The sequence below is a fragment of the Sphingomonas sp. genome (assembly GCF_965248875.1).
Lineage (GTDB): Bacteria > Pseudomonadota > Alphaproteobacteria > Sphingomonadales > Sphingomonadaceae > Sphingomonas.
Window position 1 is genome coordinate 13,363 of the sequence record NZ_CBDFKR010000005.1, and the last position, 25,280, is coordinate 38,642.

The following is a 25,280-nucleotide window of genomic DNA, read 5'->3' on the forward strand; positions in this document are numbered from 1 at the left end:
CTGCTTACCCTTAGGACCGCATCTGACCGACCTGCCTGCCCTGACCGCGCTGATCGAGCCCGAGGCAACCGCGCTGGGTTTCGCGCTGGTGCGCGTGAAGCTGTTCGGCGGCGCGGACGAGCCCACGCTGCAGGTGATGGCCGAGCGGCCGGATACCCGCCAGTTGACCATCGACGACTGCGCGGCGCTGTCGCGGCGGGTGTCCGAGGCGCTGGATGCGGTTGAAGGCACCGCCGCCGACCCGTTCGACGGTGAATATCGGCTGGAAGTGTCGTCGCCGGGGATCGATCGTCCACTGACCCGGCTCGCCGACTTTCGCGACTGGCAGGGGCACGAGGCGCGGATCACGCTGACCGGCAAGCTGGACGGGCGCAGGCAGTTCAAGGGCATGCTGGCCGGCGTCGACCCGGAAGGCGTGATCGCACTCGACCTGGGCAAGGACGAACACGCCTATATTCCGTTCGATGCGATCGCGGACGCGAAACTCGCGCTGACCGACCGGCTGATCGCCGCGACCCAACCCCTCTCCGCCGACGGCGCGGAAGAAGAGCTAGAAGAGGACCTGAACTGATGGCCGCCCCCGCAATCTCCGCGCCCTCCGGCGCCACCGCCAACCGCGCGGAGCTGATCGCGATCGCGAACTCCGTCGCGTCGGAGAAGATGATCGACAAGGCGATCGTCGTCGAGGCGATGGAAGACGCGATCCAGCGCGCCGCCAAGTCGCGCTACGGCGCGGAGAACGACATTCGCGCCAAGCTGGACGTGCAGACCGGCGACCTCCGGCTGTGGCGCGTCGTCGAGGTCGTGGAGGCGGTCGACAATTATTTCACCCAGGTCGACCTGAAGGGCGCGGAGAAGCTGCAGCCCGGCGCGAAGATCGGCGACTTCATCGTCGATCCGCTGCCGCCGATCGAGTTCGGCCGCATCGCCGCCCAGGCCGCCAAGCAGGTGATCTTCCAGAAGGTCCGCGATGCCGAGCGCGAGCGCCAGTATGAGGAATACAAGGATCGCGCGGGCGAGATCATCACCGGCGTGGTCAAGCGCGTCGAGTTCGGCCACGTGGTTGTCGACCTCGGCCGCGCCGAGGGGGTCATCCGCCGCGACGCGCAGATCCCGCGCGAGGTGGTGCGCGTCAACGACCGCATCCGCTCGCTGATCCTCAAGGTGGTGCGCGAAAACCGCGGGCCGCAGATCTTCCTCAGCCGCGCTCATCCCGACTTCATGAAGAAGCTGTTCGCGCAGGAAGTGCCCGAGATCTACGACGGCATCATCACCATCCAGGCAGCGGCGCGCGACCCCGGCAGCCGCGCCAAGATCGGCGTCATCAGCCGCGATTCGTCGATCGACCCGGTCGGCGCCTGCGTCGGCATGAAGGGCAGCCGCGTCCAGGCGGTGGTGCAGGAGATGCAGGGCGAAAAGATCGACATCATCCCCTGGTCGCCCGACGTCGCCACTTTCGTCGTCAACGCGCTCCAGCCCGCCAGCGTCAGCCGCGTCATCATCGACGAGGAGGAAGAGCGGATCGAGGTGGTGGTGCCCGACGACCAGCTCAGCCTCGCGATCGGCCGGCGCGGCCAGAACGTGCGGCTGGCGAGCCAGCTGACCGGCAAGGCGATCGACATCCTGACCGAGCAGGACGCGAGCGAGAAGCGCCAGCGCGAGTTCGTCGAGCGCACCGACCTGTTCCAGACCGAGCTGGACGTGGACGAGACGCTGTCCCAGTTGCTGGTCGCCGAGGGCTTCACCTCGCTCGAAGAGGTCGCTTATGTCGAGCCGGAGGAGCTGGGCGCGATCGAGGGGCTGGAGGAGTTGGTCGACGAGCTGCAGAGCCGCGCGCAGGAAGCGCTGGAGCGGCGCGACCAGGCCAATCGCGCGCTGCGCACCGAACTGGGTGTCGAAGACGCGCTGGCGGGCATGCCCTATTTGACTGAGGCGATGCTGGTGACGCTGGGCAAGGCGGGGATCAAGACGCTGGACGACCTCGCCGATCTCGCGACAGACGAGCTGGTCGAGAAGAAGCGGATCGAACCGCGCCGCCGCAACGAGGACGCGCCCAAGCGGCCGGAGCCGAAGGGCGGGATCCTCAGCGCTTATAGCCTGAGCGACGAGCAGGGGAACGAGATCATCATGGCCGCGCGCGCGCATTGGTTCGAGGACGACGCACCGGCGTCAGGATCCGGGGACAAGGACGCGGGCGAGCCCGCCGGGGAGGTCGCTGATGCGGACCCGGCGCAATGAGACCGTAGCGGAAGCAGCGGCCGGCCTGGAAAGCCTCTCCCCTTCAGGGAAAGGGAGAGGCGAGGAACCCGTCCGCTCGTGCATCCTCACCCGCGGCCGGGGGGCGCGGGGATCGCTGGTGCGGCTCGCGCTGGCGTCCGACGGCGCGGTGCTGCCCGATGTCCGCGCCAAGGCGCCGGGTCGCGGGGCGTGGATCGGGGTCACCCAGACCGACCTGGAAACCGCGATCGCCAAGGGCAAGCTCAAGGGCGCGCTGGCGCGGGCGTTCAAAGGCGCGGCGTTCACGCTCGCCGCCGACCTGCCCGGCACGATCGCGGCGGCGCTGGAGCGCAATGCGCTCGACCGGCTGGGGCTGGAGGCGCGCAGCGGCACGCTGGCGACCGGGGCCGAGCGGATCGAGACGGCGGCGCGCTCCGGGCAGCTCCATGCGCTCTACCATGCCGCCGATGCGGGCGCCGACGGCACGGGCAAGCTCGCCCAGGCTTGGCGGGTCGGCCGCGAGGAAGAGGGCAGCGGGTTGAAGGGGTTAACATTACCCGTCCCGCGCGCCATATTGTCGTTGGCGCTGGGGCGCGAGAATGTGGTACATATTGGCGTGACCGATCGCGCTGCGGCGAGGCGGGTGAGCGAGGCGCTCGACCGCTGGCTGCATTTCATCGGCCCCGCATCCTTGTCTTTGCCTTGCGAAACGGCCGCGCAGGGCGCATCGGCGCCCGCATCCGCGTCCAAGCAATTGGCGCCCGGGCCATTGGCCATGGAACGAACTGAGGAATCCGAGTGAGCGAGACCGACAACGACAAGCCCAAGCTCGGCATGCGCGCGCCCCTGGGGCTGCGGCGCACGGTAGAGGTAGGCAAGGTCAAGCAGAGCTTCAGCCACGGCCGCACCAACACGGTCGAGGTCGAGGTAAAGCGCCGTCGCATCCTGGGACCGGGCACGGCGGGGGCAGCCGCGCCTGCCGTGCCCGAGGCCGCACCTGCCCCGGCTCAGCCCGCGCCGTCGCCGGCGCCCGTCGCGCGCGCTCCTGCGGCCGAGACGCCGCAGGAGCGTCAGGGCCGGCTGCTCCGCGAAGCCGAAGAGCAGCGGATGGGCGCGCTGGAAGAAACTCGCCGCCGCGAAGGCGAGGCGCGTACCCGCGCCGCGGAAGAGGAGCGCAGCCGCGCCGTCGAACGCACGCGCGTCGCGGCCGAGGAGCAGGCTGCGCCGGTTGCGTCCGCCCCCGAAGCAGCGGCGGCGCCCGCCGTCGAGGTCGCGCCTGTTGTGCCGCAGCCCGCGCCGGAGGTGGCGCGCGTCGTCGAGGCCGCGCCGCAGCCCGAGCAGCCGGCCCCTGTCGTCGAGCTGGCGCGCGATCCGGCGATGCCGGCCCCGCGCCGCTTTTCGCCGGTGGCGCGCCCCGACATCCCCCGGCCGCAGCCCAAGCCAGAGCCTGCCGCCGCCGCCCCGGCGGCGACACCGGCTACCGGCGGCGCGGGCGGACAGACGGGGCCGCGCTTTGGTCCCGGCGTCGCCACGCCGCGCGCCGGCGCCCCGACCGCGCGCCCGCAGCAGCGCGACCGCAAGGGCGACGAGCGCCGCGGCGGCAAGCTGACCGTCACCCGCGCGCTGTCCGACGAGGGTGGCGCCCGCGCTCGCTCGCTCGCTGCGCTGAAGCGGGCGCGCGAGAAGGAAAAGCGCCACTACGGCCCGCGCGACGCGCAGCCCAAGCAGGTCCGCGACGTCCAGGTGCCCGAGGCGATCACCGTCCAGGAGCTCGCCAACCGCATGGCGGAAAAGGGCGCGGACCTGGTCAAGGCGCTGTTCAAGATGGGCATGCCCGTCACGATGACGCAGAGCATCGACCAGGACACGGCCGAGCTGCTGGTCACCGAGTTCGGTCATAACGTCAGCCGCGTGTCGGCGTCGGACATCGACCTCGCGGTCGACATGACTGACGACGCCGTCGAGACGATGCAGCCGCGGCCGCCGGTGGTCACGATCATGGGCCATGTCGATCACGGCAAGACCAGCCTGCTCGACGCGCTGCGCGGCACCGACGTCGTGCGCGGCGAGGCCGGCGGCATCACCCAGCATATCGGCGCCTATCAGGTGCAGCTGAAGGACAAGTCGAAGGTCACCTTCCTCGACACGCCCGGCCACGAGGCGTTCACGCAGATGCGCGCGCGCGGCGCGGACGTCACCGACATCGTCGTGCTGGTGGTCGCCGCCGACGACGGGCTGATGCCGCAGACCATCGAGGCGATCAATCACGCCAAGGCGGCGGGCAAGCCGATGATCGTCGCGATCAACAAGGTCGACAAGCACGAGGCGAATGCCCAGCGCGTCCGCGAGCGCCTGCTGGAGCAGGACGTGCAGGTCGAGGAGATGGGCGGCGAGACGCAGGACGTCGAAGTCTCCGCGCTCAAGAAGACCGGGCTCGACACGCTGATCGAGAAGATCCAGCTCCAGGCCGAACTGCTGGAGCTGAAGGCAAACCCCGACCGTCCCGCCGAGGGCACGGTGGTCGAGGCGAAGCTGGACAAGGGGCGCGGGCCGGTCGCGACGGTGCTGGTCAATCGCGGCACGCTGAAAGTCGGCGACGTATTCGTGATCGGCGCCGAGAGCGGCAAGGTCCGCGCGTTGGTCGACGACAAGGGTCGGCAGGTCAAGGAAGCCGGGCCGGCGATGCCGGTGGAGATCCTCGGCCTGTCGGGCGTGCCGCAGGCAGGCGATCCGCTGCAGGTGGTCGAGAACGAGGCGCGCGCGCGGGAGGTCGCCGAATACCGCCAGGGCGTGTTGACGCAGAAGCGCACCACCACCGCGCCCGCGTCGTTGGAGAGCATGTTCTCCGCGCTCAAGGCCAATCAGGCGATCGAGTATCCGCTGGTCGTCAAGGCGGACACGCAGGGCACGATCGAGGCGATCGTCGCGTCGATCAACAAGATCTCGACCGACCTCATCAAGGCGCGCATCCTCCATTCGGGCGTCGGCGGGATCACCGAGAGCGACGTCACGCTGGCGTCGGCGAGCGGTGCGCCGATCATCGGCTTCAACGTCCGCCCCAACGCCAAGGCGCGCGAGATCGCCGAGCGGCAGAAGGTGGCGCTGAAATATTACGACGTGATCTATGACCTGGTCGACGAGATCAGGGCGGGGATGGCGGGCGAGCTGGGCCCCGAGGCGTTCGAGACGGTGGTCGGCCGTGCCGAGATCCGCGAGGTCTTCTCCGCGGGCAAGACCGGCCGTGCCGCCGGCCTGCTCGTCACCGAAGGCGTCATCCGCAAGGCGCTCAAGGCGCGCATCACGCGGGCCGACGTCATCATCTACCAGGGCGAGATCGCGTCGCTGCGCCGGTTCAAGGACGATGTGCCCGAGGTTCGCGCGGGGCTGGAGTGCGGTGTCACGTTCACCCAGAACTTCACCGACATCAAGCCGGGCGACTATCTGGAAACGTTCGAGGTCGAGATGCGCGAGCGGACGCTGTAAGGCAGCCGGGTCGATCTGGGCGACAAGGCGCTCGACATCCTCGGCGAAGGTGCCGCCGAGGTTGCCTTGGAGGGCTGTAGCGGCTGTCTGCAACATGGCGGGCATTGCGCGTTGTTGCTGATCGCCGTCACGGCGCTGCCGGTCGCGCTTATGTGGTGGTTTTGAGATGGCGAGACACGCACCCGAAGGCGACCGCTCCGTACGCCTGCTCCGCGTTGGCGAGCAGGTTAGGCATGTGCTGGCCGAGCTGCTGGGGCGCGGCGCGGTGCATGACGAGACGCTGGCCAAGCACCTGGTCAGCGTGACGGAGGTGCGGATGTCGCCGGACCTGCGCCACGCCACGGTGTTCGTGAAGCCGCTGCTGGGCCAGGACGAGGGCGCGGTGCTGACGGCGCTGCGTCACAATACCGCCTTCCTGCAGCGCGAGGTCGCGGCGCGGATCAGGACCAAATACGCGGCGAAGCTGAAGTTCCTGGCCGACGAGAGCTTCGACGAGGGCGGTCGCATCGACGCGCTGCTGCGCCAGCCTGAGGTGGCGCGGGATCTGACCGGAGAGCCCGGCGCGGGCTGACGCCGCGATCGCTGGACATTGAACGTCAATCCGGCTGTCTAGCCACGGTGGCCAAGCTGTATTTCTACTATGCCTCGATGAACGCGGGGAAGTCGACCAACCTGTTGCAGGCCGACTTCAACTATCGCGAGCGGGGGATGCGGACGATGCTGTTCACCGCGCGCGTGCACGACCGCAGCGGCACCGGCGTGATCGATTCGCGGATCGGGCTGGCGGCGGCGGCGACGCCATTTGACGGGGGCACCGACATCGCCGCGGCGGTCGCGATCGGCCATGCGCGCGAGCCTGTCGCCTGCGTGCTAGTCGACGAGGCGCAGTTCCTGTCGGCAGCACAGGTCGATCAGCTCGCGCATGTTGCCGATGCGCTCGGCATCCCGGTGCTCGCCTATGGCCTGCGCACCGATTTCCAGGGACACCTCTTCCCCGGCTCGGCGCGGCTGCTGGCGATCGCCGATACGCTGGTCGAGCTGAAATCGGTCTGCACCTGCGGGCGCAAGGCGACGATGAACCTGCGCGTCGATGCATCGGGCCGGGCGGTAGCGCGAGGGGCGCAGACCGAGATCGGCGGCAACGACCGCTACGTGGCACTTTGCCGCCGCCATTTTCGGGCGGCGCTGGACGAGGTGACCGCATGACCGGCGCATTCGCCCGGTTGCACGGCATCGCTTTGCGCCTATGTGTTTGATCTTGCTTGAGGAGTGACTGCGTTGCGCCCCCTTATTCTGACCGCCTTTGCCTTGTCGAGCGTTGCCGCCGCGCCGCATCGTGCGCCAGCCGATGCGTCGGGCATCGAGACCACCATCCCGCTGCTCGCGCCCGAGCGCATCCGCGATTTCGAACCGGACGGCGATCGCGCGGTATACGTTCAGGACATGCGCTTCCGCTGGTATCGGGTCGAACTGAACCGGCCGTGCCGGCCGCTGCCCTTCGTCACCACCATCGCGGTGCGCAGCCGCTTCACCTATGCGCTCGACCGCAGCGACGACGTCATCGCCGACGGCGAGCGCTGCGCGATCGAGCGCATCACCACCAGCGCCGCGCCGGTCCGCGAGCATCGGCGCCACGGCCGCAGCTGAGCGGGTGCATGGCTGGCTGATCCTCGACAAACCGCTCGGGCTCGGCTCGACGCAGGCGGTGGCGGCGGTCAAGCGCGCGCTGCGCGATGGTGGCTATCCCAAGGTCAAGGTCGGGCATGGCGGCACGCTCGACCCGCTGGCGACGGGCGTGCTGCCGGTGGCGCTGGGTGAGGCGACCAAGCTGGCGGGGCGGCTGCTCAACGGCGACAAGGTGTACGCGTTCACGGTGCATTTCGGGGAGGAGACAGACACGCTGGACCTGGAGGGGCGGGTGATAGCCACCGCGGACGCGCGGCCCACCATGGCCGAGATCGGGGCGGTGCTGCCGCGCTTCACGGGTGAGATCGAGCAGGTGCCGCCGGCGTTCTCGGCGCTGAAGGTGGACGGCGAGCGGGCCTATGATCTGGCGCGGGCAGGCGAGGCCGATGTGCACGCTGGCGAGCCGGAGCGTGAGCGGTCGCTCTCTGTCGCTCCTCCACGGGACGGGGATGGGGACCGGCGAAGCCGGTGGGGGGGGGCCTCCTTCAGCGGATCGCGCGCGGCCTGCCCCGTCCACAACTTGCTTCGCGAGCGGTCCCCCTCCCAGGGCCGGGGTGACGACATCCACGAAATCACCCTCGTCGCGCATGTGTCCAAGGGCACCTATATCCGCAGCGCTCGCCCGCGACATCGCGCGCGCGCTCGGCACCGTCGGCCACGTCACCCATGCTGCAGTCGCACCAGGGCCGGGCCGTTCGACCTGGCCGCGGGCGATATCGCTGGACAAATTGAGCCGAAGCCGCTAAGGCGCGCGAGCTTGAACACCACCTCCTGCCGCTTGGCGCAGGGCTGGACGACATCCCGGCTCTTTCGCTGACCCCCGACCAGGCAGGGGCGCTCCGTCAGGGGCGTGTGCTGGTCGGGATCGACGCCGTCTGACGGTGTGACCCTCGCAATGCTTGCGCGACGTGCCCCAGGCGCTGGTCGACGTGAGACGGCGGCGAGGTTCGCGTCGTTCGCGGCTTCAACCTGTAACCCGATGTCGAAGGACGAACGCATGACGATTACCGCCGAGCGCAAGGATGCGCTGATCAAGCGAACATGCGTCGCGGCGAAGGCGACACCGGGTCGCCCGAGGTCCAGGTCTCGATCCTGACCGAGCGGATCAAGAACCTGACCGAGCATTTCAAGACGCCACGCCAAGGACAATCATTCGCGTCGCGGCCTGCTGATGCTGGTCAACAAGCGTCGCTCGCTGCTCGACTATCTCCGCAAGACGGAAGGGCAGCGCTACCTCGATCTCATCGCGAAGCTCGGGTTGCGTAAGTAACGTGGGCAAATAACTTCAAGGGCGCCTGCGGGCGCCCTTGTCGCATCCGCCGGTCTGCAATTCGGCAGGGCCTGGCCCGGAGCGACAACGCGCTCCACACCGCGCTGGCCGGCTAGCCAGCAGATAGGCCCCGCCTGCATCGGGCAGGTGGAGTGAAGGAAAACAGATGTTCGATACCAAGAAAGTTTCAGTCGAGTGGGGCGGCCAGACGCTGACGCTCGAGACCGGCCGCGTCGCCCGCCAGGCAGACGGCGCAGTGCTCGCGACGCTCGGCGAAACCGTCGTGCTGTGCGCGGTCACCGCCGCCAAGTCGGTCAAGGAGGGGCAGGACTTCTTCCCGCTCACCGTCCATTATCAGGAGAAGTTCTCGTCTTCGGGGCGCATCCCGGGCGGCTTCTTCAAGCGCGAGCGCGGCGCGACCGAGCGCGAGACGCTGGTCAGCCGGTTGATCGACCGCCCGCTGCGGCCGCTGTTCCCGGAGGGCTTCTACAACGAGGTCAACTGCATAGCGCAGGTCATGTCGTATGACGGCGAGAACGAGCCCGATCTGCTCGCGATGATCGCGGCGTCGGCGGCGATGACGCTGTCGGGCGTGCCCTTCATGGGCCCGATCGGCGCGGCGCGCGTCGGCTACAAGGACGGTGAGTATCAGCTCAACCCGTCGGACAAGGACGTCGCTGCGGGCGACCTCGACCTGATGGTCGCGGCGACCCAGGACGCGGTGATGATGGTAGAGTCGGAGGCGAACGAGCTCTCCGAAGACATCATGCTGGGCGCGGTCATGTTCGCGCACAAGGCATCGCAGCAGGTGATCGACGCGATCATCAAGCTTGCCGAACAGGCCGCCAAGGAGCCGTGGGAGCTGAAGGCCTCGGCCGATCTGTCTGCGCACAAGGCGAAGCTGAAGGACCTGATCGGCGATGATATGGCGGCGGCGTACAAGCTGACCGACAAGCAGGCGCGCCAGACCGCGATCAACGACGCCCGCGCCAAGGCACGCGAGGCGTTCGAGGACCTGAAGCACGCCAACCCGGCCGAGTATCTCGGCACGCTGAAGCTGGTGAAGAAGGTCGAGGCGGAAATCGTCCGCGGCGCGATCCTGAAGACCGGCAAGCGCATCGACGGCCGCGACACCAAGACGGTCCGTCCGATCGAGGCCGAGGTCCATTTCCTCCCGCGCGCGCACGGCTCGGCGCTGTTCACGCGCGGCGAGACGCAGACCATCGCCACCACGACGCTGGGCACCCGCGACGCCGAGCAGATGATCGATGGGCTCAACGGGCTCAGCTACCAGCATTTCATGCTGCACTATAACTTCCCGCCCTATTCGGTCGGCGAGGTCGGCCGCTTCGGCGCGCCGAGCCGCCGCGACGTCGGCCACGGCAAGCTCGCCTGGCGGGCGCTGCACGCGGTGCTGCCGACGAAGGAGGAGTTCCCCTATACGATCCGCGTTACCAGCGACATCACCGAGTCGAACGGCTCGTCGTCGATGGCGACGGTGTGCGGCGGCTCGCTGAGCCTGATGGACGCGGGCGTGCCGATCAAGCGGCCGGTCAGCGGCATCGCGATGGGCCTGATCCTGGAGGGCAAGGACTTCGCCGTCCTCAGCGACATCCTCGGCGACGAGGATCACCTGGGCGACATGGACTTCAAGGTGGCGGGCACGTCGGAGGGCATCACCAGCCTCCAGATGGACATCAAGATCGCCGGCATCACCGAGGAAATCATGCGCGTCGCGCTGGCGCAGGCGCATGAGGGCCGCGCGCACATCCTGGGTGAAATGGCCAAGGCGCTCGATTCCACGCGCACCGAGCTTTCGGCGCACGCGCCGCGGATCGAGACGCTGACCGTCGACAAGTCGAAGATCCGCGACATCATCGGCACCGGCGGCAAGGTGATCCGTGAGATCGTCGCCACCACCGGCGCCAAGGTCGACATCGACGACGAAGGCGTGGTCAAGGTCTCGTCCTCCGACCACAGCCAGATCGAGGCGGCGATCGCCTGGATCAAGGGCATCGTCGAAGAGGCCGAGGTCGGCAAGATCTACTCCGGCAAGGTCGTCAATCTGGTCGATTTCGGCGCGTTCGTGAACTTCATGGGCGGCAAGGACGGGCTGGTCCACGTCTCCGAGATGCGCAACGAGCGCGTCGAGAAGGTGTCGGACGTCGTCTCCGAGGGCCAGGAGGTGAAGGTCAAGGTCCTGGAGATCGATCCGCGCGGCAAGGTGCGCCTGTCGATGCGGGTCGTCGATCAGGAGACCGGCGCCGAGCTGGAGGACACCCGTCCCGCACGCGAGCCGCGGGGCGATCGGGGCGATCGGGGCGATCGGGGTCCGCGCAGCGATCGCGGCCCGCGGCGTGACGGTGACCGCGACCGCGGCCCGCGCCGTGACGGCGGTGATCGGGGCGGCGACCGCGGTCCGCGGCGTGACGGCGGTGACCGCGGCCCGCGTGGCGAGGGCAGCGACCGTGGTCCGCGGCGCGAGGGCGGCGAGGACGGCCCCGCGCCGAGCTTTGCTCCGGCGTTCCTGACGGGCGATCGCGATTGAGGCATTTCCTTGCCGCTCGCGGGAAGGGGATCGAAGGGGCTCGCGGCGACGCGGGCCCTTTTCTACGTTTCGGCAACGGAGGTGCGCTTGACCGACGACTATGCCCACGGCCGCCGCGACGGCCTGCGGCTGGCGCTCGCCATGCTGGCGGCCGAGGAGGCGAAATGGGCCGCACTGCTGGGTGAAAGCCGGTCGGGGCGGACGAACGCGCTGCGTGAGACGCGCCACAAGACGCTGCAGGTCGCGCAGAAGCGGGTACAGACGGTGCTCAACCGGATGACGCCCAAGGGCGAGAGCGCCATCAGCGACGAGCTCGCGGCCGCGATCGATGCAGCTGGTCTGTAGAGGCTAGGCCGGGACCGCCTCGATCTCGCGCACGGCCTCGCCTGCCCGCTGCGACGCCGGACCTCGCGCGCCGCGCAGGAGGCGGCCGGGCAGCGCATCGGTGGCCACGCCGTTGCGATAGGTCACCTGCCCCGCGACGATCGACGCGAGATAGCCGTCGGCGCGCTGCATCAGCCGCTTGCCGCCCGCCGGAAGGTCATAGGCGACCTCCGGCGCATGCAGCGTCAGCGCATCGTAATCGATGACGTTGAGATCGGCGCGCAGCCCGACCTCGATCCGGCCGCGGTCGCCGAGCCCGACCAGCGCGGCGGTGTCCGCGGCCTGCTGTTTGACCACCGCCTGCACGCTCAGCCGCGGTCCGCGCGTGCGGTCGCGCGTCCAGTGCGTCAGCAGCGAGGTGGGGAAGCTGCCGTCGCAGATCATGCCGACATGCGCGCCGCCGTCGGACAGGCCCGGCACCGTGTCGCGATGGGAGAGCATTTCGTACGACGCATCGAGCGATCCGTAGCCGTATGAGAGGAAGGGCAGATAGAGCACACCCCGGCCACCATTCGTCAGCATGTGGTCAAGCGCCACCGCCTGTGGTTCGACGCCCTGTGCCGCGGCGATGCTGCCGACCGCGTGGTCCATCGTTGGTTCGTAATCGGGGCTGGTTGCGCCGAGCGGGTACATGCCGCTCCACGCCGACAGGCTGGCCGACGCGAAGGGCCCGCGCAGGTCCGGTGTTTCGGCGAGCAGCCGCGCCCGGCGCGCAGGCTCTGCCAACGCCGCCACCCGTTCGCTGAGCGGCAGGCCGGCGACCTCCCTGTACGCCTCGTGAAAGCTGAACGGGTTGACCGTCAGCTCGAACCCAAACAGCACACCGACCGCGCGCGGCGACACCTGCGCCTTGATCGGCAGTCCGGCATCGACTGCGTCCGCCAGGGCGGCGAGCAGGAGGCGGAACGAGTCGGGTGCGGTGTGGCTCTGCGCGAGCGAGAAGGATAGCGGCCGCCCCGACTGCTCGACGATGCGGCGGAACATCGCGAACTCCGCCAGCGGATCGGGGTGAAAGTCGCTGACGACCTGCAGCACGCCCGCGCCCGCCCCATCGAACGCCGCCGCCATGCCCATCGCGATGCCCGTCAGCTCTTCCTCCTCCGCGGTCAGTGTCGGCGTTGGCTCGCCCGCCTTGGTACGATGATTGAGCGTGCGGCTGGTGGTGAAGCCTAGCGCGCCCGCTTCAACCGCTTCCTTTGCAAGCGCCGCCATCCGGCGGATGTCCTGGGGGGTCGCGGGTTCGCGGGCGACGCCACGCTCGCCCATCACGTGGACGCGGAGCGCCGCGTGCGGGAGCTGGGCGGCGATATCGAGGTCGAAGCGGCGCTCGCCGAGCGCGTCGAGATATTGCGGAAAGCTTTGCCAGTTCCACGGCAGACCGGCGGTGAGCACCGGGAAGGGCAGATCCTCGACGCCCTCCATCAGGTAGACCAGCCGGTCGCGATCGGCGGGTTTGCACGGCGCGAAGCCGACGCCGCAATTCCCCTGGACGACGGTCGTGACGCCGTGCCACGACGATGGCTGCATCCGCTCGTCCCAGGTCGCCTGACCGTCATAATGGGTGTGGACGTCGACAAAGCCGGGAGTCACGAGCTTGCCTTGCGCATCGAGTACCGTCGCCGCGCTGCCCGTTACCGTGCCGACCGCGGCGATCAATCCGCCGCTGATGCCGACATCGGCAACGAAAGGCTTTCCGCCGGTGCCGTCGACCACGGTGCCGTTGCGGATAACGAGATCATAGGCGTGCGTCGTCACGTGCCGTCTCCTTGGTGTACCCAGCGTGCGCCCGCGGCAGATCGCCGTCAACGGCAGGAACGGATGTCGCCTCGTCACCCGCAACCCTTTCGAGGTGATGCCTTTTCTTGTGTAAAGGCGTATGATGGCGCGCCATGACCCGTCGCCGCCCCCATCCCCCTTCGCTCCTGTCCCGCCGCACCACGCTGGCGATGCTGTCGTCATCGGCGGTGCTCGCGGCCTGCGGCGACAGCGGCGGCGGGGGCAGCAGCAGCGCGACGGCGAGCGGGTCGACGCCCACGCCCAGCCCGACGCCGACCCCCACCCCGACGGCCACCCCGACCGCGGTTGGCGCCGCTTGGTACGGCTATGGGCACGATGCCCAGCATAGCGGCGTCAGCGCAGTCGCATCACAGGATCTGGGACGGATCGCCTGGACATCGGCGGTCGATCTGGCGCCCGCCTATACGCAATATGGTGCGCTGCTGACCCATTACGGCTCGCCGGTGGTGACGACGCGCAATACCGTCGTGGTGCCGGTCAAGACGACCGCCACGGGGGACTATCGGCTGGAAGGACGCAGCGGTGTGACCGGCGCGCTGACCTGGTCGCTCGCCACCGACTATGTGACCCCGCCGCACAATTGGCTGCCGCCCTTCAACGTGCTGTTGTCGCAGCAGGGGCGGCTCTATGCGCCAGCGGGCGGTGGGCGGCTGGTGGCGCGCGACGATGCCGACGCGGCGAGCAGCACCACCGCCTCGCTCGTCTTCTACGGTGCGGCCACCTATGCCGCCAATGCCGCCGCGTTCAATGCCGCCGTGTTCATCAACACGCCGCTGACCGCGGACGCGGCGGGGAATATCTTCTTCGGCTTTCAGGTAACGGGCGCCAATCCGGCGGGGCTGGTCGGCGGCATCGCGCGGGTGGCGCCCGACGGCTCCGGCACGTGGATCAGCGCCGCCACGGCGTCGGGCGATGCGGCGATCCAGAAGGCGGCGATGAACTGCGCGCCCGCGCTGTCGCCCGACGGCACGACGCTTTACATCGCCGTCAACATCGCCGCCGTGTCCGGGACGACGCAGCGCGGCTATCTGCTGGCGCTCGACAGCACCACGCTGGCGGTCAAGGCAAAGGTCGCGCTGATCGACCCCAACTCGCGCACCCCGGCGCGGGTCAGCGACGACGGCACCGCCTCGCCCGTGGTCGGCAGCGACGGGCGCGTCTATTACGGCGTGCTGGAGGCGCAGTTCGGCACGCATAACGGGCGCGGCTGGCTGCTTCAGTTCGACGCGGCCCTGAACGCGATCGGCGCGCCGGGCAGCTTCGGCTGGGACGTGTCGCCGTCGATCATCCCGACCGCCAGCGTACCGTCATACACCGGCACCTCGCCGTATCTGCTCGCGGTCAAATACAACAACTACGAAGGCGCCGGGACTGGCGACGGGCTGAACCGGCTCGCGATTCTCGATCCGCGGGGCACGCAGGCGGACCGCATCGTCGCGAGCGTGACAGTGATGCGCGAAGTGCTGACCGTACTTGGGCCGACGCTGGACGCCGCATCGCCGTCGGGCGCGGGGCGGCGGGAATGGTGCATCAACACGATGGCTGCCGATCCGCAGCGGCGGTCGATCCTCGCCAACAACGAGGACGGGGTGCTGTATCGCTGGGATCTGACGGCCAACACGCTGACTCAGTCGGTGCGGCTGAACCCCGGGCTTGGTCAGGCCTATACTCCGACGCTCGTTGGTGCGGACGGCGCGGTCTACGCAATCAGCAACGCGACGCTGTACGCGATCAGGGCGTAGCGAGCAGGCTGCGGTAGCGGGGCTGGTCGATGGCCAGCCGGTCGCGCGCGGTTTGACGAAGGTGGTGAAGGAGCGCCGGATCGTCCGGGGCGATCCCCCCCCGATCGATCAGGGTGCACAATGTGCTTTCCAGTTTGTCGAACGATCCCGTCGCGCCGGTGATCGTCCGCAGACGCTCGATCGCCTCGGCTTCGGCGGAGGGTCCGTGTTCAAGCTCGCGGGCGACGATGGCCAGCGCGCTGGCGGCGACCTTGCCCTGGAAACCGCCGGCGTCGGGCGCGCCTGCGTCCAGCCAGCCGATCACGGCGGCGACGATCCCGGCGGCGGCAGGACCATCATTCATCAGCCGATCCCAGCCATGCGGCGAGGTCGGCCTCGCATTCGCTCAGGCGGCGGCCGATCACCGCCCGCTCGACGCCGCCACCGCCCGCGAGGTACATGGTGCGAGTCATCACCGCCCATTTGAGCGACCCCATCGCCCCCCACCAGCGCACCCGCTGCGCGCTGACCGGCGCTCCGCCCGCCGCCGAGTAGGCGGCAAACAGCGGATCGAGCCCACCGAAACCGCCCGCCTCTCCTGCCCCGCCGAACCGCCAGCTGTTGACCGTGAGCCAGCCGATGTCCTCCGCCGGGTCGCCCAGATGCGCCAGCTCCCAGTCGAGCACCCCGACCAGTCCGCGGTCGGGATCGACCATCAGATTGCCGGTCCGGAAATCGCCGTGCAGCAGCCGCGGCGTGACCGGCGCGGGCACCGTGCCGGCAAGCCGGCGGAAAGCGGCGGCGATCGTCGCGCGCGGCAGCGGATCGCGCACCCAGGCGCGCTGGTAGAAGGCCAGCGTCTCCGCCGCGTTGCGGGCGGGCAGCCCGGCCACCGTGCCCGGCGGAATGGCGTGAATCGCCGCCAGCGCCGCACCGCATTGGGCGGGCAGCAGGGACCGTGCCGGGGCAAAGGCGGGCGAGCGGACGATGCGTTGGCCCAATGTCTCGCCCGCCAACCGGCCGACGACGATCGCCTCGCCCAGCGCCTCGTCCACGTCCGACACCAGCACGACGCCCGGCACCGGCGCCCCGGCCGCGCCCGCCGCCCGGATCAGCGCAGCCTCCGCGCCGAGGCAGAGCTGCTCGCCACTCGCCACCGCCTGCCCGCGACGGCGCAGGATCAGCGCGGTCGCGCCGTCGGGCCCGGTCGCGTCGAACGCCCAGGTCTGCATGCTCGCGCCGCCGGTCAGGAGCGTAAGCCCGGCGATCCCGGTCGCGCCCGCCGCCAGCCTGGGCGCAAGCCCGGCCAGCGCGGCAGCGATCTCCTCGACGGTCATTGCGTGACGCTCGCGCTCGGGCAGCGGCTGTGTCAAGCTCGCGCGCATGGACTTCGCCCTCCCCGCCGACCTCGTCGCGTATCTGGCCGAGCTGGATGCGTTCATCGAACGCGAGATCAAGCCGCTGGAGGCTGCGGACGACAATATCCGTTTCCTCGATCACCGACGTGAATGGGCGCGGACCGACTGGGATGCGGGCGGGTTGCCGCGCGCCGAGTGGGAGGCGCTGCTGGGCGAGGTGCGGCGGCGCGCCGACGCGGCCGGGCACCTGCGCTTCCCGCTGCCGGCCGAGTTCGGCGGCCGCGACGGGTCGAACCTGTGGATGGCGGTGATCCGCGAACATTTCGCGGCAAAGGGGCTGGGGCTCCACAACGATCTGCAGAACGAGCACAGCATCGTGGCCAATTTCCCGCAGGTGCTGATGTTCCGCGACTTTGGCACGCCAGCGCAGCAGCGGGAGTTCATCGGCGGGATGCTGGACGGCACGCGGCGGCTGCCGTTCGGGCTGACCGAACCCGAGCACGGCTCCGACGCGACCTTTATGGAAACGCGCGGCGTCCGTGACGGTGACGGCTGGCGGATCGACGGCGAGAAGATGTGGACGACCGGCATGCACGTCGCGACGCACGTCATGCTGTTCGCGCGAACCAGCGGAGAGGATGGCGACGCGCGCGGCATCACCTGCTTCCTGGTCCCGGCCGACGCGCCCGGCGTGAAGGTCGAGGAATATCTGTGGACCTTCAACATGCCGACCGATCACCCGCGGGTCAGCTTCAACGGCGTGCGCGTCGATGACGGCGCGATCTTCGGCCGCGAGGGCGAGGGGTTGGCAGTGGCCCAGCATTTCGTCCACGAGAACCGCATCCGCCAGGCCGCGTCCTCGCTGGGCGCGGCGGATTACTGCGTGCGGGAGAGCGTCGCCTACGCCAAGACGCGCAAGCCCTTCGGCAAGCCGCTGGCGGCGAACCAGGCGATCCAGTTCCCGCTGGTCGAGCTGGCGACGCAGATCGAGATGTTGCGCCTCCTCATCCGCAAGACGGCGTGGGAGATGGACGCGATGACCAAGCCGGAGGTCGCGACGCGGCTCTCCGACAAGGTCTCCATGTGCAACTACTGGGCGAACCGGCTGGTGTGCGAGGCGGCCGACACCGCCATGCAGGTACATGGCGGCATCGGCTATTCCCGCCACAAGCCGTTCGAACACATTTACCGCCACCACCGCCGCTACCGGATCACCGAAGGGTCAGAGGAGATCCAGCAGCGCAAGGTGGCGGCCTGGCTGTTCGGGTTTGCGGGGCCGGGGCGCGAGGGGGGGTAGCCGCGCGCGACGATCAGGGGGCACCGCCAGCGGCTGCATCGCGCGACAGCGTCAGCAGGCTGTATTCGGAGGCGTCGCCCGCGGTCCGCACATAAACGGGTCCGCCCGCGTCGGCGGCCAGCCCGCTGCCAGGACCGGCCAGGCCGGGAGCGGGCAGGCTGCGCAGGACGCGTCCGGTCTCCGCATCGCGCAGCACGAGGCGCGGGCGGTCACGATCGCTGCGGTCGGGCAGCCAGATGCCGCCGTCCACCGGGCGCCAATTGACGATGTCGAACAGCGTCAGGTCGACCGGCAGGCGGTGGACCCGTCCGTCGAGCCGCCACAGCTCACGGATCCCCGTGGTCTCGCCCGCGCGGACGGCGAACAGCGCAGCGCCGTTGCCGAGCACCACCGCAAAGCCGGGACGCTCCAGGTCCCGGGGCGGCGCCGCCCCGGACGGATCGAGCGCGAACAGCCGCCACCCGGCGCCGTCCAGCACGGGGGTGATCAGCCGCCGCCCGTCGCCCGACCAGGCGGCGGGGTTGACCGAACGCGCATGCGGGTTCCAGCTGTAGACCGGCCGCCCCGCCGCATCGAAGACGACGATTTCCCGGCCCGCGTTGCGCGTGACCAGCGCCGCGGTCAGCCGCCCGCCGGGCGACGGCGTCACGCCGGAGATGCGCGCCGCGACGAAATCGCCCCATGGCCTGACCGTGCCCGTCGCATCGCGCTCCCAGATCCGCGCCACGCCCGCCGAGGACACGGGAAAGCGCAGTCGCCCGCCGGGGAGCAGTGCGGGACCCGCGATCCGCCCCCGCACCGTCGCCAGCATGGCAGGCGCCGGCTGCGCGCCGCTGGACCGGGCCAGCGCGCTACCGGTACGGTCCGCCTCCGCAAGCAGACGCTGGCCCGCGGCCGCCAGCGCCGTGACGGGTCCGAGCGCCACGGGCTGCGACCGCACGCGGCCGGTGGCGTCGATCAGGTCGAGCGACGACGTCCCCGCCCGCGTCCAGGCGACCGCCAGGCCGCCGCCGGGAAGCGGAGCCGCGACCGCCGCGGCGACACCCTGTCGGTGCCACAACAGCCGCTCAACGCCGGTGGTGCCGTCGCGCACCACCCAGCCGATGTCAGCCCAGCCGAACTGCCGCTGAAACACGATGTCGCGGCCGCGCGGGACCGGCAGGTCGTCGCCCATCGCGTCGCCGGGCGGGGTGCTGACCACGCTGCGCTCGCCATCGGCCAGCCTGACGGCGACGATGTGATGGACGGCGTTGACGCCGGGCGCGTCGCCGAACAGCAAAACGCGGCCGTCGGCGCTCCAGCTCAGGATCGGGTCGCCGACCGTCTCGCACGCCCCCGCGGGCGCCGCCGGCCCGGCGTGACGCAGGACAAACAGCCGGCACGGCCGTCCGGCGTCATAGGCGATGAAGGCCAGGGCGGTGCCGTCAGGGCTCCAGGCCGGGCGGCGTGCGTCGAGCGCGGGAGGACTGATCGCGCTGCCCGTGCCGCCGCCCTCGGCAGCACGCACGAAGATGCGGCCGCGGCCGCTGCCGTCCTGACTCCGGTAGGCCAGCCGTCGTCCGTCGGGCGACATGGTCACATCGCTGGCACCCGGCGGCAGATCGTCGAGCGCGGCGGCGGCGGTCACCCGCCAGGAGGCGGTGTGCCGGTCGCCCGAACCGGCCCCGCGGATCAGCAAAGCGGCAGCGAGCGCCACCGGCACCGCCGCCATCGTCGCCACCGGGGCCCAGCGGTGCCGTCGCCGTCGCACCGGCAAGGTAGCGGCGGCGGCGGGCGGTGCGGGCGCGCCGGCTGCCATCGACGGCATTGCTGCATGCCGGTCTTCCGCGGCAGCGAACGCGGCGGGGATCAGCCGGTAGCCGATGCGGGGCACCGTCTCGATCGCGAAAGGCGCAGGCGCGGGGGCGGCGGCGGCCGCGCGACGCAGCATCTGCACCGCGCGGTTGATCGCATCGCTGCCGACGACACGGCCGTCCCACACCCGCATGTTGAGCTCCTCGCGACCGACTACCGCCGGGGAGGCATGCGCGAGCACGACGAGCACCTGCATCGCACGCGGCTCCAGGCGCTGCAACCACTCCCCCGCCTCCAGCATCAGCGCGGCGGGTGTGACGCTCACCTGCCCCAGCGCAAAGGGCGGTTCGTGCGCGAGGTCGACGGCGGTCATGACCCCGCAGGCCCGGCAATCATCGGCTCCCGCCCATCGAAACATCGGCTCCACGCCATCGCGAAACGGGGCGGGGTACCCCACAGCAGCGATCTGGCGTGGGAAGGCTTCGGCCAGTTCGTCGCCACGTCCTTCACCCGCCCGCTCAAAGGGAGCTCGTACGATGAAATGGATCGCCGCCGCCGCCGCGCTGCTGGCCGCCGCGTTTGCCGCCCCGGCAGGCGCGCAGACGCTGCACTACGCACTGAACGGGACCGCGCCCGACGGCACCGTCGAATATGCGTCGTTCGATCTCGATGCGCATCCCATTCCCCTCGCCAACAACATCGGCCCGGACGGCTTTCGCATCAAGTTCATCTCCGGCATCTTCCAGATCGGGTCGCAGGTGCTGAACCTGCAGGACCTGGAGTTCTTCACCAGCGACTCGGGCGGCGGGTTCATCAGCCTCGATCCGACCGACAAGACCGGGGAAAGCCTGTTCCTCAACGTCGGCAGCGATCAGCTTTTCGCGGGGCCACCGGCTACCCCGACGCTGCTCACTGGCAATTTCTTACTGTTCGACTTCGGCACCGGTGCCGACCTGAAGCTGAGCGTCGCGGCAGTGCCGGAACCGGCGGCCTGGGCGATGATGATCCTGGGCTTCGGGGCGGCGGGCATCACGCTGCGCCGCCGCGCGAGGGTAAGGACCGCCGTCGCGATTGCCTGACCGCCCGCGGGGGCGTGGCGATCACGTCCCGCTGGCGGCCGGGGCGGCTTCGCGGGTGACGCGCCGCAGCACCCGCGACAGCGCCTCGACCGAATAGGGCTTGCGCAGCAGCTCGACGCCTTCGACACCGCCGTCGGCCAGCGCTTCGCTATAGCCGGTTGTCAGGATCACCCGCAGATCGGGGCGACGCCGCCTCAGGTCGCGCGCGAGATCGACGCCCGACATGCCGCCGGGCATCACCACGTCGGAGAAGACGAGGTCAAAGTCAGCTGCGCCCTGCCCGGTCGCGTCGATCATCGCCAGTGCCTGGGCCGCGTCGCCTGCCCGCAAGACGGTGAAGCCCAGTTCCTCGAACAGCTGCGCGGCGACCTCGCCGACCTGCTCATTGTCCTCGACCAGCAGCAGATGCCCGCCGTGCAGCCCACCGCCGGACTCCGCTGCCGTCGTCTCGGCCGCCACGCCCGCTTGCGCCTGGGGCAGCATCAGCGTGAAGATCGTGCCGCGGCCGGGTTCACTCTCCACCCTGATCTCGCCGCCGGATTGCTTGGCGAAGCCATAGACCTGGCTGAGCCCCAGGCCGGTGCCTTTGCCCACCTCCTTGGTGGTGTAGAAGGGCTCGAAGATGCGCTCCAGCGTGTCTGCGGGGATGCCGCGGCCGGTGTCGGCGACGGCGATCGCGACGAACGGCGCGCCGATCGCGTCGGCGCGGCTGTCCACGGTGATCGTCAGCCGCCCCTCCCCCGCCATCGCGTCGCGCGCGTTGACCGCCATGTTGAGCAGCGCGGTCTCGAACTGATTGGCGTCCGCGTCGACCAAGGCGGGCTGACAGCGGATGTCGGTCACGACCGCGACCCGCGAGCCGACGGTGGTGTGGAGCATCTCCGCGGTGGAGCGGATCAGCGCGGCGGCGTCGAACGTCTCGGGGCGCAGCGGCTGTTTGCGTGCATAGGCGAGGAGCTGCGCGGTCAGCTTCGCCGCGCGATCCGCGGTGTCGCTGATCGCGTCGATGTAACGGCGCTTGCGATCCTCGGGCAGCTCGCGGCGGCGGAGCAGGTCGACCGACGAGCGGATGATCGTGAGCAGGTTGTTGAAATCGTGCGCGACCCCCCCGGTCAGCTGACCGATCGCTTCAAGCTTCTGGGCGTGGCGCAGCGCCTCCTCGGTCCGCGCGCGCTCGGCCATCTCGACCTGCAGCCGGTCGTTCGCGTCGGCCAGCTCGGCGGTGCGTGCGGCGACGCGCAGCTCCAGCGTATCGTTCAGCTCGCGCAGCGCCGCCTCCGCCGCCTTGCGCGCGGTGATGTCGACGACGGTGCCCGCGACGCGGAGACAGCGGCCGGCATCGTCGAACACGCCGCGCCCCTTGGCCGCGAGCCAGCGGACGACGCCGTCCTCCTTGCCGATCGTGCGATACTCGACGTCGTACAGCGCGCGGGTCGCGGGATCGCGCGACCCGTCATACGCCGCGCCCGTGGCGGCGCGGTCGTCGGGGTGCAGGCCGTCGTAAAAATCGGCCATCGTCACCGGCACGTCGGGCGAGATGCCGAACATCGCCTTGGTCCGTGGCGGCCAGATGAGCAGGTCGTTGACCAGATCGACGTCCCAGAAACCGACCTCGGCGTTGTCGACAGCCAGGCGCACCCGCTCCTCGGTCTCGCGCCGGGCGGCGTCGACCGCCAGCGCCTGGCGCGCATCGGCCAGATCGCGCGCCTGCGACAGGTCGGTGACGACCGCGCACATCGCCGCCGCGTCGTCGAGCGGCAGCGCGCTGAGCGACAGGCGGACGGGGATCATGCGCCCCTGCGCGGCCGACAGCGCCACCTCACACTGACCGCCGTCGCGCAGCAGCCGCGCAAGCGCATCGGCCGCCGCCGGCATGAAGCGGGCAAAGCGGGTACCGGTGACCAGCGACGACGGCTCACCGACCAGATCGGCAAAGGCGTGATTGCAATACAGCACCAGCCCGTCGGTGCTGAGGGTCACCGCGCCCTCGCGCATCTGTTCGATCAGCAGCCGGTAGGGCCGGTCGGCGTTGTCGAGCGTGAAGATACGGCGATCGTCGTCGCCGCCGATTACCAGGGCGTCGACCTCGCCCGAGCGGATCGCCTCGATCGTCTCCTCCGCTTCGGCGAGCCGCGCCTCCAGCTCAGCGATGCGCAGCGCGTCCGCGCTCATGCTGGCCCGCCTTGCGGCATGACGCCCAGCCCGCTCAGCACCCGCGCGGCATCGGACAGGTCGCCGATCATGCGCCGGATCGGCAGCGGCATCAGCTTGACCAGGGTCGGCGCGGCAACGACCTGATGGTCACGCGCCGCCTGCGGATTCTGATAGATGTCGATCACTTCCAGCCGATAGGCGCCGGGCAGCTCGCGCTCCAGCAGCCGGCGCAGATTGGTGATCGCCTGCGTCGACCGCGGCGTGGCACCCGACACGAACAGCTTCAGCACATGGCCGTCGCCATCACCGGGTGCGGCATCGCTCAACCCTCATCACGCCTGATTTCGAGCCCGACCAGCACCTTGTCGACATCCGCCAGCGTCCCGATAATCCGCTTGATCGGCGGCGGCAGGCGGCGGACCAGCGTCGGTACGGCCAGCACCTGATCGGCGGCGGCGAGTTCGGGATGCTTGGCCAGATCGACCACCTCGACCGAATGACAGCCGGGCAGATGCGCCTCGCACAGCTTGTTGAGGTTGGCGATCGCGGCGAGCGACTTGGGGCTCTGCCCCGCGACGTACAGGCGGAGGCGGTAGTGGCCTTGGGGGAGGTCGTCGTCGCTGTTTTGCGACACTGCGATAGGACCGTTCATTCCGCTGCGCCCCGGTGAGAGGCCATCGCGGCGCGATCGGCATCGATGCGGTCTTCGCGCCCCGCGGCCTCGCCGGTCAGCTCGTCCAGCTCGGCCTGCTCGGCGTCCAAGGCCGCGCGGGTCTCCAGGATCTGCCGCTCCGCCGCAGCGCGCCGCGCGTGAAAGGCGCGCCGGCGGCGGTCCGCCTCCTGCACTCGCGCCAGCTTGTCGTCGCGTTCACGCGCCTCCTGCATCTCGCGCGCCGATCCGGTGAGGACGCCAGCCGCACCGATATAGGCATCGATCAGCGTCACGCCGTGATCGGTGATGCGATACTCGCGTACCTGATTGGAGTGACTCATCCCGCGCGACTTGAGCACGAACAGCGTCGAATTGCGCTCGCCATTGGCCTCCACATGATGGAGCCCGATCCAGCTGTCCATCAGCGACGACAGCCCGAGGTCGGCGTGGTCGCTCGCCTGCACCCCGGTCAGATTGGTGAACAGCGCCGTCACGCCGTGCACCTTGAGCAGGTCGATCATGCGCAGCAGCATCGCGTGCACCTCGGACAGCGGGCCGCGCAGCGCCGAAATCGGGTCGATTACGACGACCTGCGGATCGAGCTGCTCGATGATCCGGTTCATCAGCGTCAGATGCATTTCCAGTCCGAACAGGCTCGGCCGAGCCGCTTCGATGCGTAACAGTCCGGAATCAAGATGCGCCTGAAGCTCGATGCCGACCGAGCGCATGTTGCGGACAATCTGTTCGTTCGATTCCTCGAACGAGAAATAGATCGCGCGTTCGCCCCTTTTGCAGGCGGCGTCGACGAAACTGGCGGCAAAGATCGTTTTGCCGGTGCCCGACGTGCCGGACAGGAGGACGCTGGAACCGGAATAGAAGCCGCCGATCCCCAGCATCGCGTCGAGCCCTGGGACGCCCGAGGGCACCACCGTGTCGGAGATCGAATGCTGCAGCCCCGCCGACGTGATCGGCAGGACGCTGATCCCACCCTCGTCGATCAGGAACGGATATTCGTTCGACCCGTGCGCCGAGCCGCGATATTTGAGCACGCGCAGGCGGCGCGTCGTGATCTGATCCTCGACCCGATTGTCGAGCGCGATCACGCAGTCGGAGATATATTCCTCGATGCCGTGGCGGGTCAGCCGCCCTTCTTCGCCACGCTCGGCGGTGATGATCGCGGTGACGCCTCTGTCCTTCAGCCACTCGAACAGGCGGCGCAGTTCGGCGCGCAGGATGGGACCGTCGCCCAGGCCGGAAAACAGCGCCTCCAGCGTGTCGAGCACGACGCGCTTGGCGCCGACCCGGTCGATCGCATAGCCCAGGCGGACGAACAGGCCTTCCAGGTCGTACTCGCCCGATTCCTCGATCTCGGAGCGTTCGACGCGGACATAATCGATCGCGAGCCTGCCCGCCGCGACCAGCCCGTCGGTATCATAGCCGAGCGACGCCGAATTAGCCACGATGTCGTCGCTGCGCTCCTCGAAGCTCATCAGCACGCCCGGCTCGTCGAACCGCGTCGCGCCGTTGACGAGAAAAGTGAGCGCGAACAGCGATTTGCCCGCGCCGGCCGCCCCCGCGATCAGCGTCGGGCGGCCGGCCGGCAGCCCGCCAAAGGTGATCGCATCCAGCCCGCTGATGCCGGTGCACGCCTTGGGCAGCGCGGGCGCCGTCCGCTGCGGCATCAGGCCGTCATGCCGACGATAGAAAACCGGTTTGCACAGTCCGCTGTCCGGTCCGCAACAGGCTGTTCACCCATGGAAATCCCGTCTCCGGGCGCGAGCATAGGTCAGGGGCCGCGCGCTTGGCAACGCGCGGGCGTTCGTTCAGCCTTGCTGTGGTA

General features: G+C 69.7%; 21 protein-coding genes and 1 pseudogene. 14 read left to right on the forward strand and 8 right to left on the reverse strand.

Features of this window, described 5'->3' with window-relative positions; genetic code table 11:
• The first annotated feature begins 22 nt into the window (after positions 1-22).
• From rimP to ACP2AD_RS03865, 11 genes and pseudogenes are all read left to right on the forward strand, one after another.
• Positions 23-571 (forward strand): ribosome maturation protein RimP, encoded by a 549-nt coding sequence (gene rimP / locus ACP2AD_RS03815; RefSeq protein WP_425228865.1) that lies wholly within the window; start codon positions 23-25, stop codon positions 569-571.
• Positions 571-2,238 carry a transcription termination factor NusA gene (gene nusA / locus ACP2AD_RS03820; protein WP_425228764.1) on the forward strand — a complete coding sequence of 556 codons (1,668 nt, stop codon included), beginning with the start codon at positions 571-573 and terminating at the stop codon, positions 2,236-2,238. Before rimP ends, nusA begins: the two co-directional genes overlap by 1 nt.
• Positions 2,219-3,019: a DUF448 domain-containing protein gene (locus ACP2AD_RS03825; protein ID WP_425228765.1), complete on the forward strand. Its 801-nt coding sequence runs from the start codon at positions 2,219-2,221 to the stop codon at positions 3,017-3,019. The genes nusA and ACP2AD_RS03825 overlap by 20 nt, the downstream gene beginning before the upstream one ends.
• The gene (infB, locus tag ACP2AD_RS03830; RefSeq protein WP_425228766.1) at positions 3,016-5,700 is read left to right on the forward strand and encodes a translation initiation factor IF-2; all 2,685 of its coding nucleotides are present in this window, start codon (positions 3,016-3,018) and stop codon (positions 5,698-5,700) included. The genes ACP2AD_RS03825 and infB overlap by 4 nt, the downstream gene beginning before the upstream one ends.
• Before the next feature lie 166 nt (positions 5,701-5,866).
• Positions 5,867-6,271, forward strand: coding sequence for a 30S ribosome-binding factor RbfA (gene rbfA / locus ACP2AD_RS03835; RefSeq protein ID WP_425228767.1), 405 nt, complete (start codon positions 5,867-5,869; stop codon positions 6,269-6,271).
• 47 nt (positions 6,272-6,318) lie between these two features.
• Positions 6,319-6,906, forward strand: coding sequence for a thymidine kinase (locus ACP2AD_RS03840; RefSeq protein WP_425228768.1), 588 nt, complete (start codon positions 6,319-6,321; stop codon positions 6,904-6,906).
• A 72-nt stretch (positions 6,907-6,978) separates the two neighbouring features.
• Positions 6,979-7,347: a DUF6491 family protein gene (locus tag ACP2AD_RS03845; protein WP_425228769.1), complete on the forward strand. Its 369-nt coding sequence runs from the start codon at positions 6,979-6,981 to the stop codon at positions 7,345-7,347.
• Between the two features lie 4 nt (positions 7,348-7,351).
• Positions 7,352-8,203, forward strand: a complete 852-nt coding sequence (gene truB, locus ACP2AD_RS03850; protein ID WP_425228770.1) for a tRNA pseudouridine(55) synthase TruB — start codon at positions 7,352-7,354, stop codon at positions 8,201-8,203.
• 180 nt (positions 8,204-8,383) lie between these two features.
• Positions 8,384-8,656, forward strand: a pseudogene (gene rpsO / locus ACP2AD_RS03855) (30S ribosomal protein S15).
• A 166-nt stretch (positions 8,657-8,822) separates the two neighbouring features.
• Entirely contained in the window at positions 8,823-11,204 is a 2,382-nt protein-coding gene (gene pnp, locus ACP2AD_RS03860) for a polyribonucleotide nucleotidyltransferase (RefSeq protein WP_425228771.1), read from the forward strand.
• A gap of 81 nt (positions 11,205-11,285) precedes the next feature.
• A complete protein-coding gene (locus ACP2AD_RS03865) occupies positions 11,286-11,549 on the forward strand; it encodes a hypothetical protein (RefSeq protein WP_425228772.1) in 264 nt (87 codons plus the stop codon).
• 3 nt (positions 11,550-11,552) lie between these two features.
• Here the strand turns inward: ACP2AD_RS03865 and ACP2AD_RS03870 are convergent, their stop codons facing one another.
• Positions 11,553-13,343 (reverse strand): N-acyl-D-amino-acid deacylase family protein, encoded by a 1,791-nt coding sequence (locus tag ACP2AD_RS03870; protein WP_425228773.1) that lies wholly within the window; start codon positions 13,341-13,343, stop codon positions 11,553-11,555.
• Positions 13,344-13,477: 134 nt separating this feature from the next.
• Between ACP2AD_RS03870 and ACP2AD_RS03875 the strand changes: the two genes are divergently transcribed.
• Positions 13,478-15,127, forward strand: coding sequence for a hypothetical protein (locus ACP2AD_RS03875; protein WP_425228774.1), 1,650 nt, complete (start codon positions 13,478-13,480; stop codon positions 15,125-15,127).
• On the opposite strand, the gene ACP2AD_RS03880 is transcribed toward ACP2AD_RS03875, so the two are convergent.
• Positions 15,117-15,470 carry a DUF6285 domain-containing protein gene (locus ACP2AD_RS03880; RefSeq protein ID WP_425228775.1) on the reverse strand — a complete coding sequence of 118 codons (354 nt, stop codon included), beginning with the start codon at positions 15,468-15,470 and terminating at the stop codon, positions 15,117-15,119. The genes ACP2AD_RS03875 and ACP2AD_RS03880 overlap by 11 nt on opposite strands.
• The gene (locus ACP2AD_RS03885; RefSeq protein ID WP_425228776.1) at positions 15,463-16,491 is read right to left on the reverse strand and encodes a phosphotransferase family protein; all 1,029 of its coding nucleotides are present in this window, start codon (positions 16,489-16,491) and stop codon (positions 15,463-15,465) included. Before ACP2AD_RS03885 ends, ACP2AD_RS03880 begins: the two co-directional genes overlap by 8 nt.
• Between ACP2AD_RS03885 and ACP2AD_RS03890 the strand changes: the two genes are divergently transcribed.
• Positions 16,490-17,761, forward strand: a complete 1,272-nt coding sequence (locus ACP2AD_RS03890) for an acyl-CoA dehydrogenase family protein (RefSeq protein ID WP_425228777.1) — start codon at positions 16,490-16,492, stop codon at positions 17,759-17,761. The two genes, ACP2AD_RS03885 and ACP2AD_RS03890, sit on opposite strands and share 2 nt — an antisense overlap.
• 13 nt (positions 17,762-17,774) lie before the next feature.
• Here the strand turns inward: ACP2AD_RS03890 and ACP2AD_RS03895 are convergent, their stop codons facing one another.
• Positions 17,775-19,928, reverse strand: a complete 2,154-nt coding sequence (locus ACP2AD_RS03895; protein WP_425228778.1) for a winged helix-turn-helix domain-containing protein — start codon at positions 19,926-19,928, stop codon at positions 17,775-17,777.
• Positions 19,929-20,091: 163 nt separating this feature from the next.
• Between ACP2AD_RS03895 and ACP2AD_RS03900 the strand changes: the two genes are divergently transcribed.
• Positions 20,092-20,634: a PEPxxWA-CTERM sorting domain-containing protein gene (locus tag ACP2AD_RS03900; protein WP_425228779.1), complete on the forward strand. Its 543-nt coding sequence runs from the start codon at positions 20,092-20,094 to the stop codon at positions 20,632-20,634.
• Positions 20,635-20,655: 21 nt separating this feature from the next.
• On the opposite strand, the gene ACP2AD_RS03905 is transcribed toward ACP2AD_RS03900, so the two are convergent.
• Genes ACP2AD_RS03905 through kaiC form a run of 4 tightly spaced genes read right to left on the reverse strand, consistent with a single transcriptional unit; the run spans position 20,656 to position 25,122 of the window.
• Positions 20,656-22,806: an ATP-binding protein gene (locus ACP2AD_RS03905; protein ID WP_425228780.1), complete on the reverse strand. Its 2,151-nt coding sequence runs from the start codon at positions 22,804-22,806 to the stop codon at positions 20,656-20,658.
• A complete protein-coding gene (locus ACP2AD_RS03910; protein ID WP_425228781.1) occupies positions 22,803-23,114 on the reverse strand; it encodes a circadian clock KaiB family protein in 312 nt (103 codons plus the stop codon). Before ACP2AD_RS03910 ends, ACP2AD_RS03905 begins: the two co-directional genes overlap by 4 nt.
• Positions 23,111-23,440, reverse strand: a complete 330-nt coding sequence (locus ACP2AD_RS03915; protein ID WP_425228782.1) for a circadian clock KaiB family protein — start codon at positions 23,438-23,440, stop codon at positions 23,111-23,113. The genes ACP2AD_RS03910 and ACP2AD_RS03915 overlap by 4 nt, the downstream gene beginning before the upstream one ends.
• Positions 23,437-25,122: a circadian clock protein KaiC gene (gene kaiC, locus ACP2AD_RS03920; RefSeq protein WP_425228783.1), complete on the reverse strand. Its 1,686-nt coding sequence runs from the start codon at positions 25,120-25,122 to the stop codon at positions 23,437-23,439. Before kaiC ends, ACP2AD_RS03915 begins: the two co-directional genes overlap by 4 nt.
• Positions 25,123-25,280: the final 158 nt, after the last annotated feature.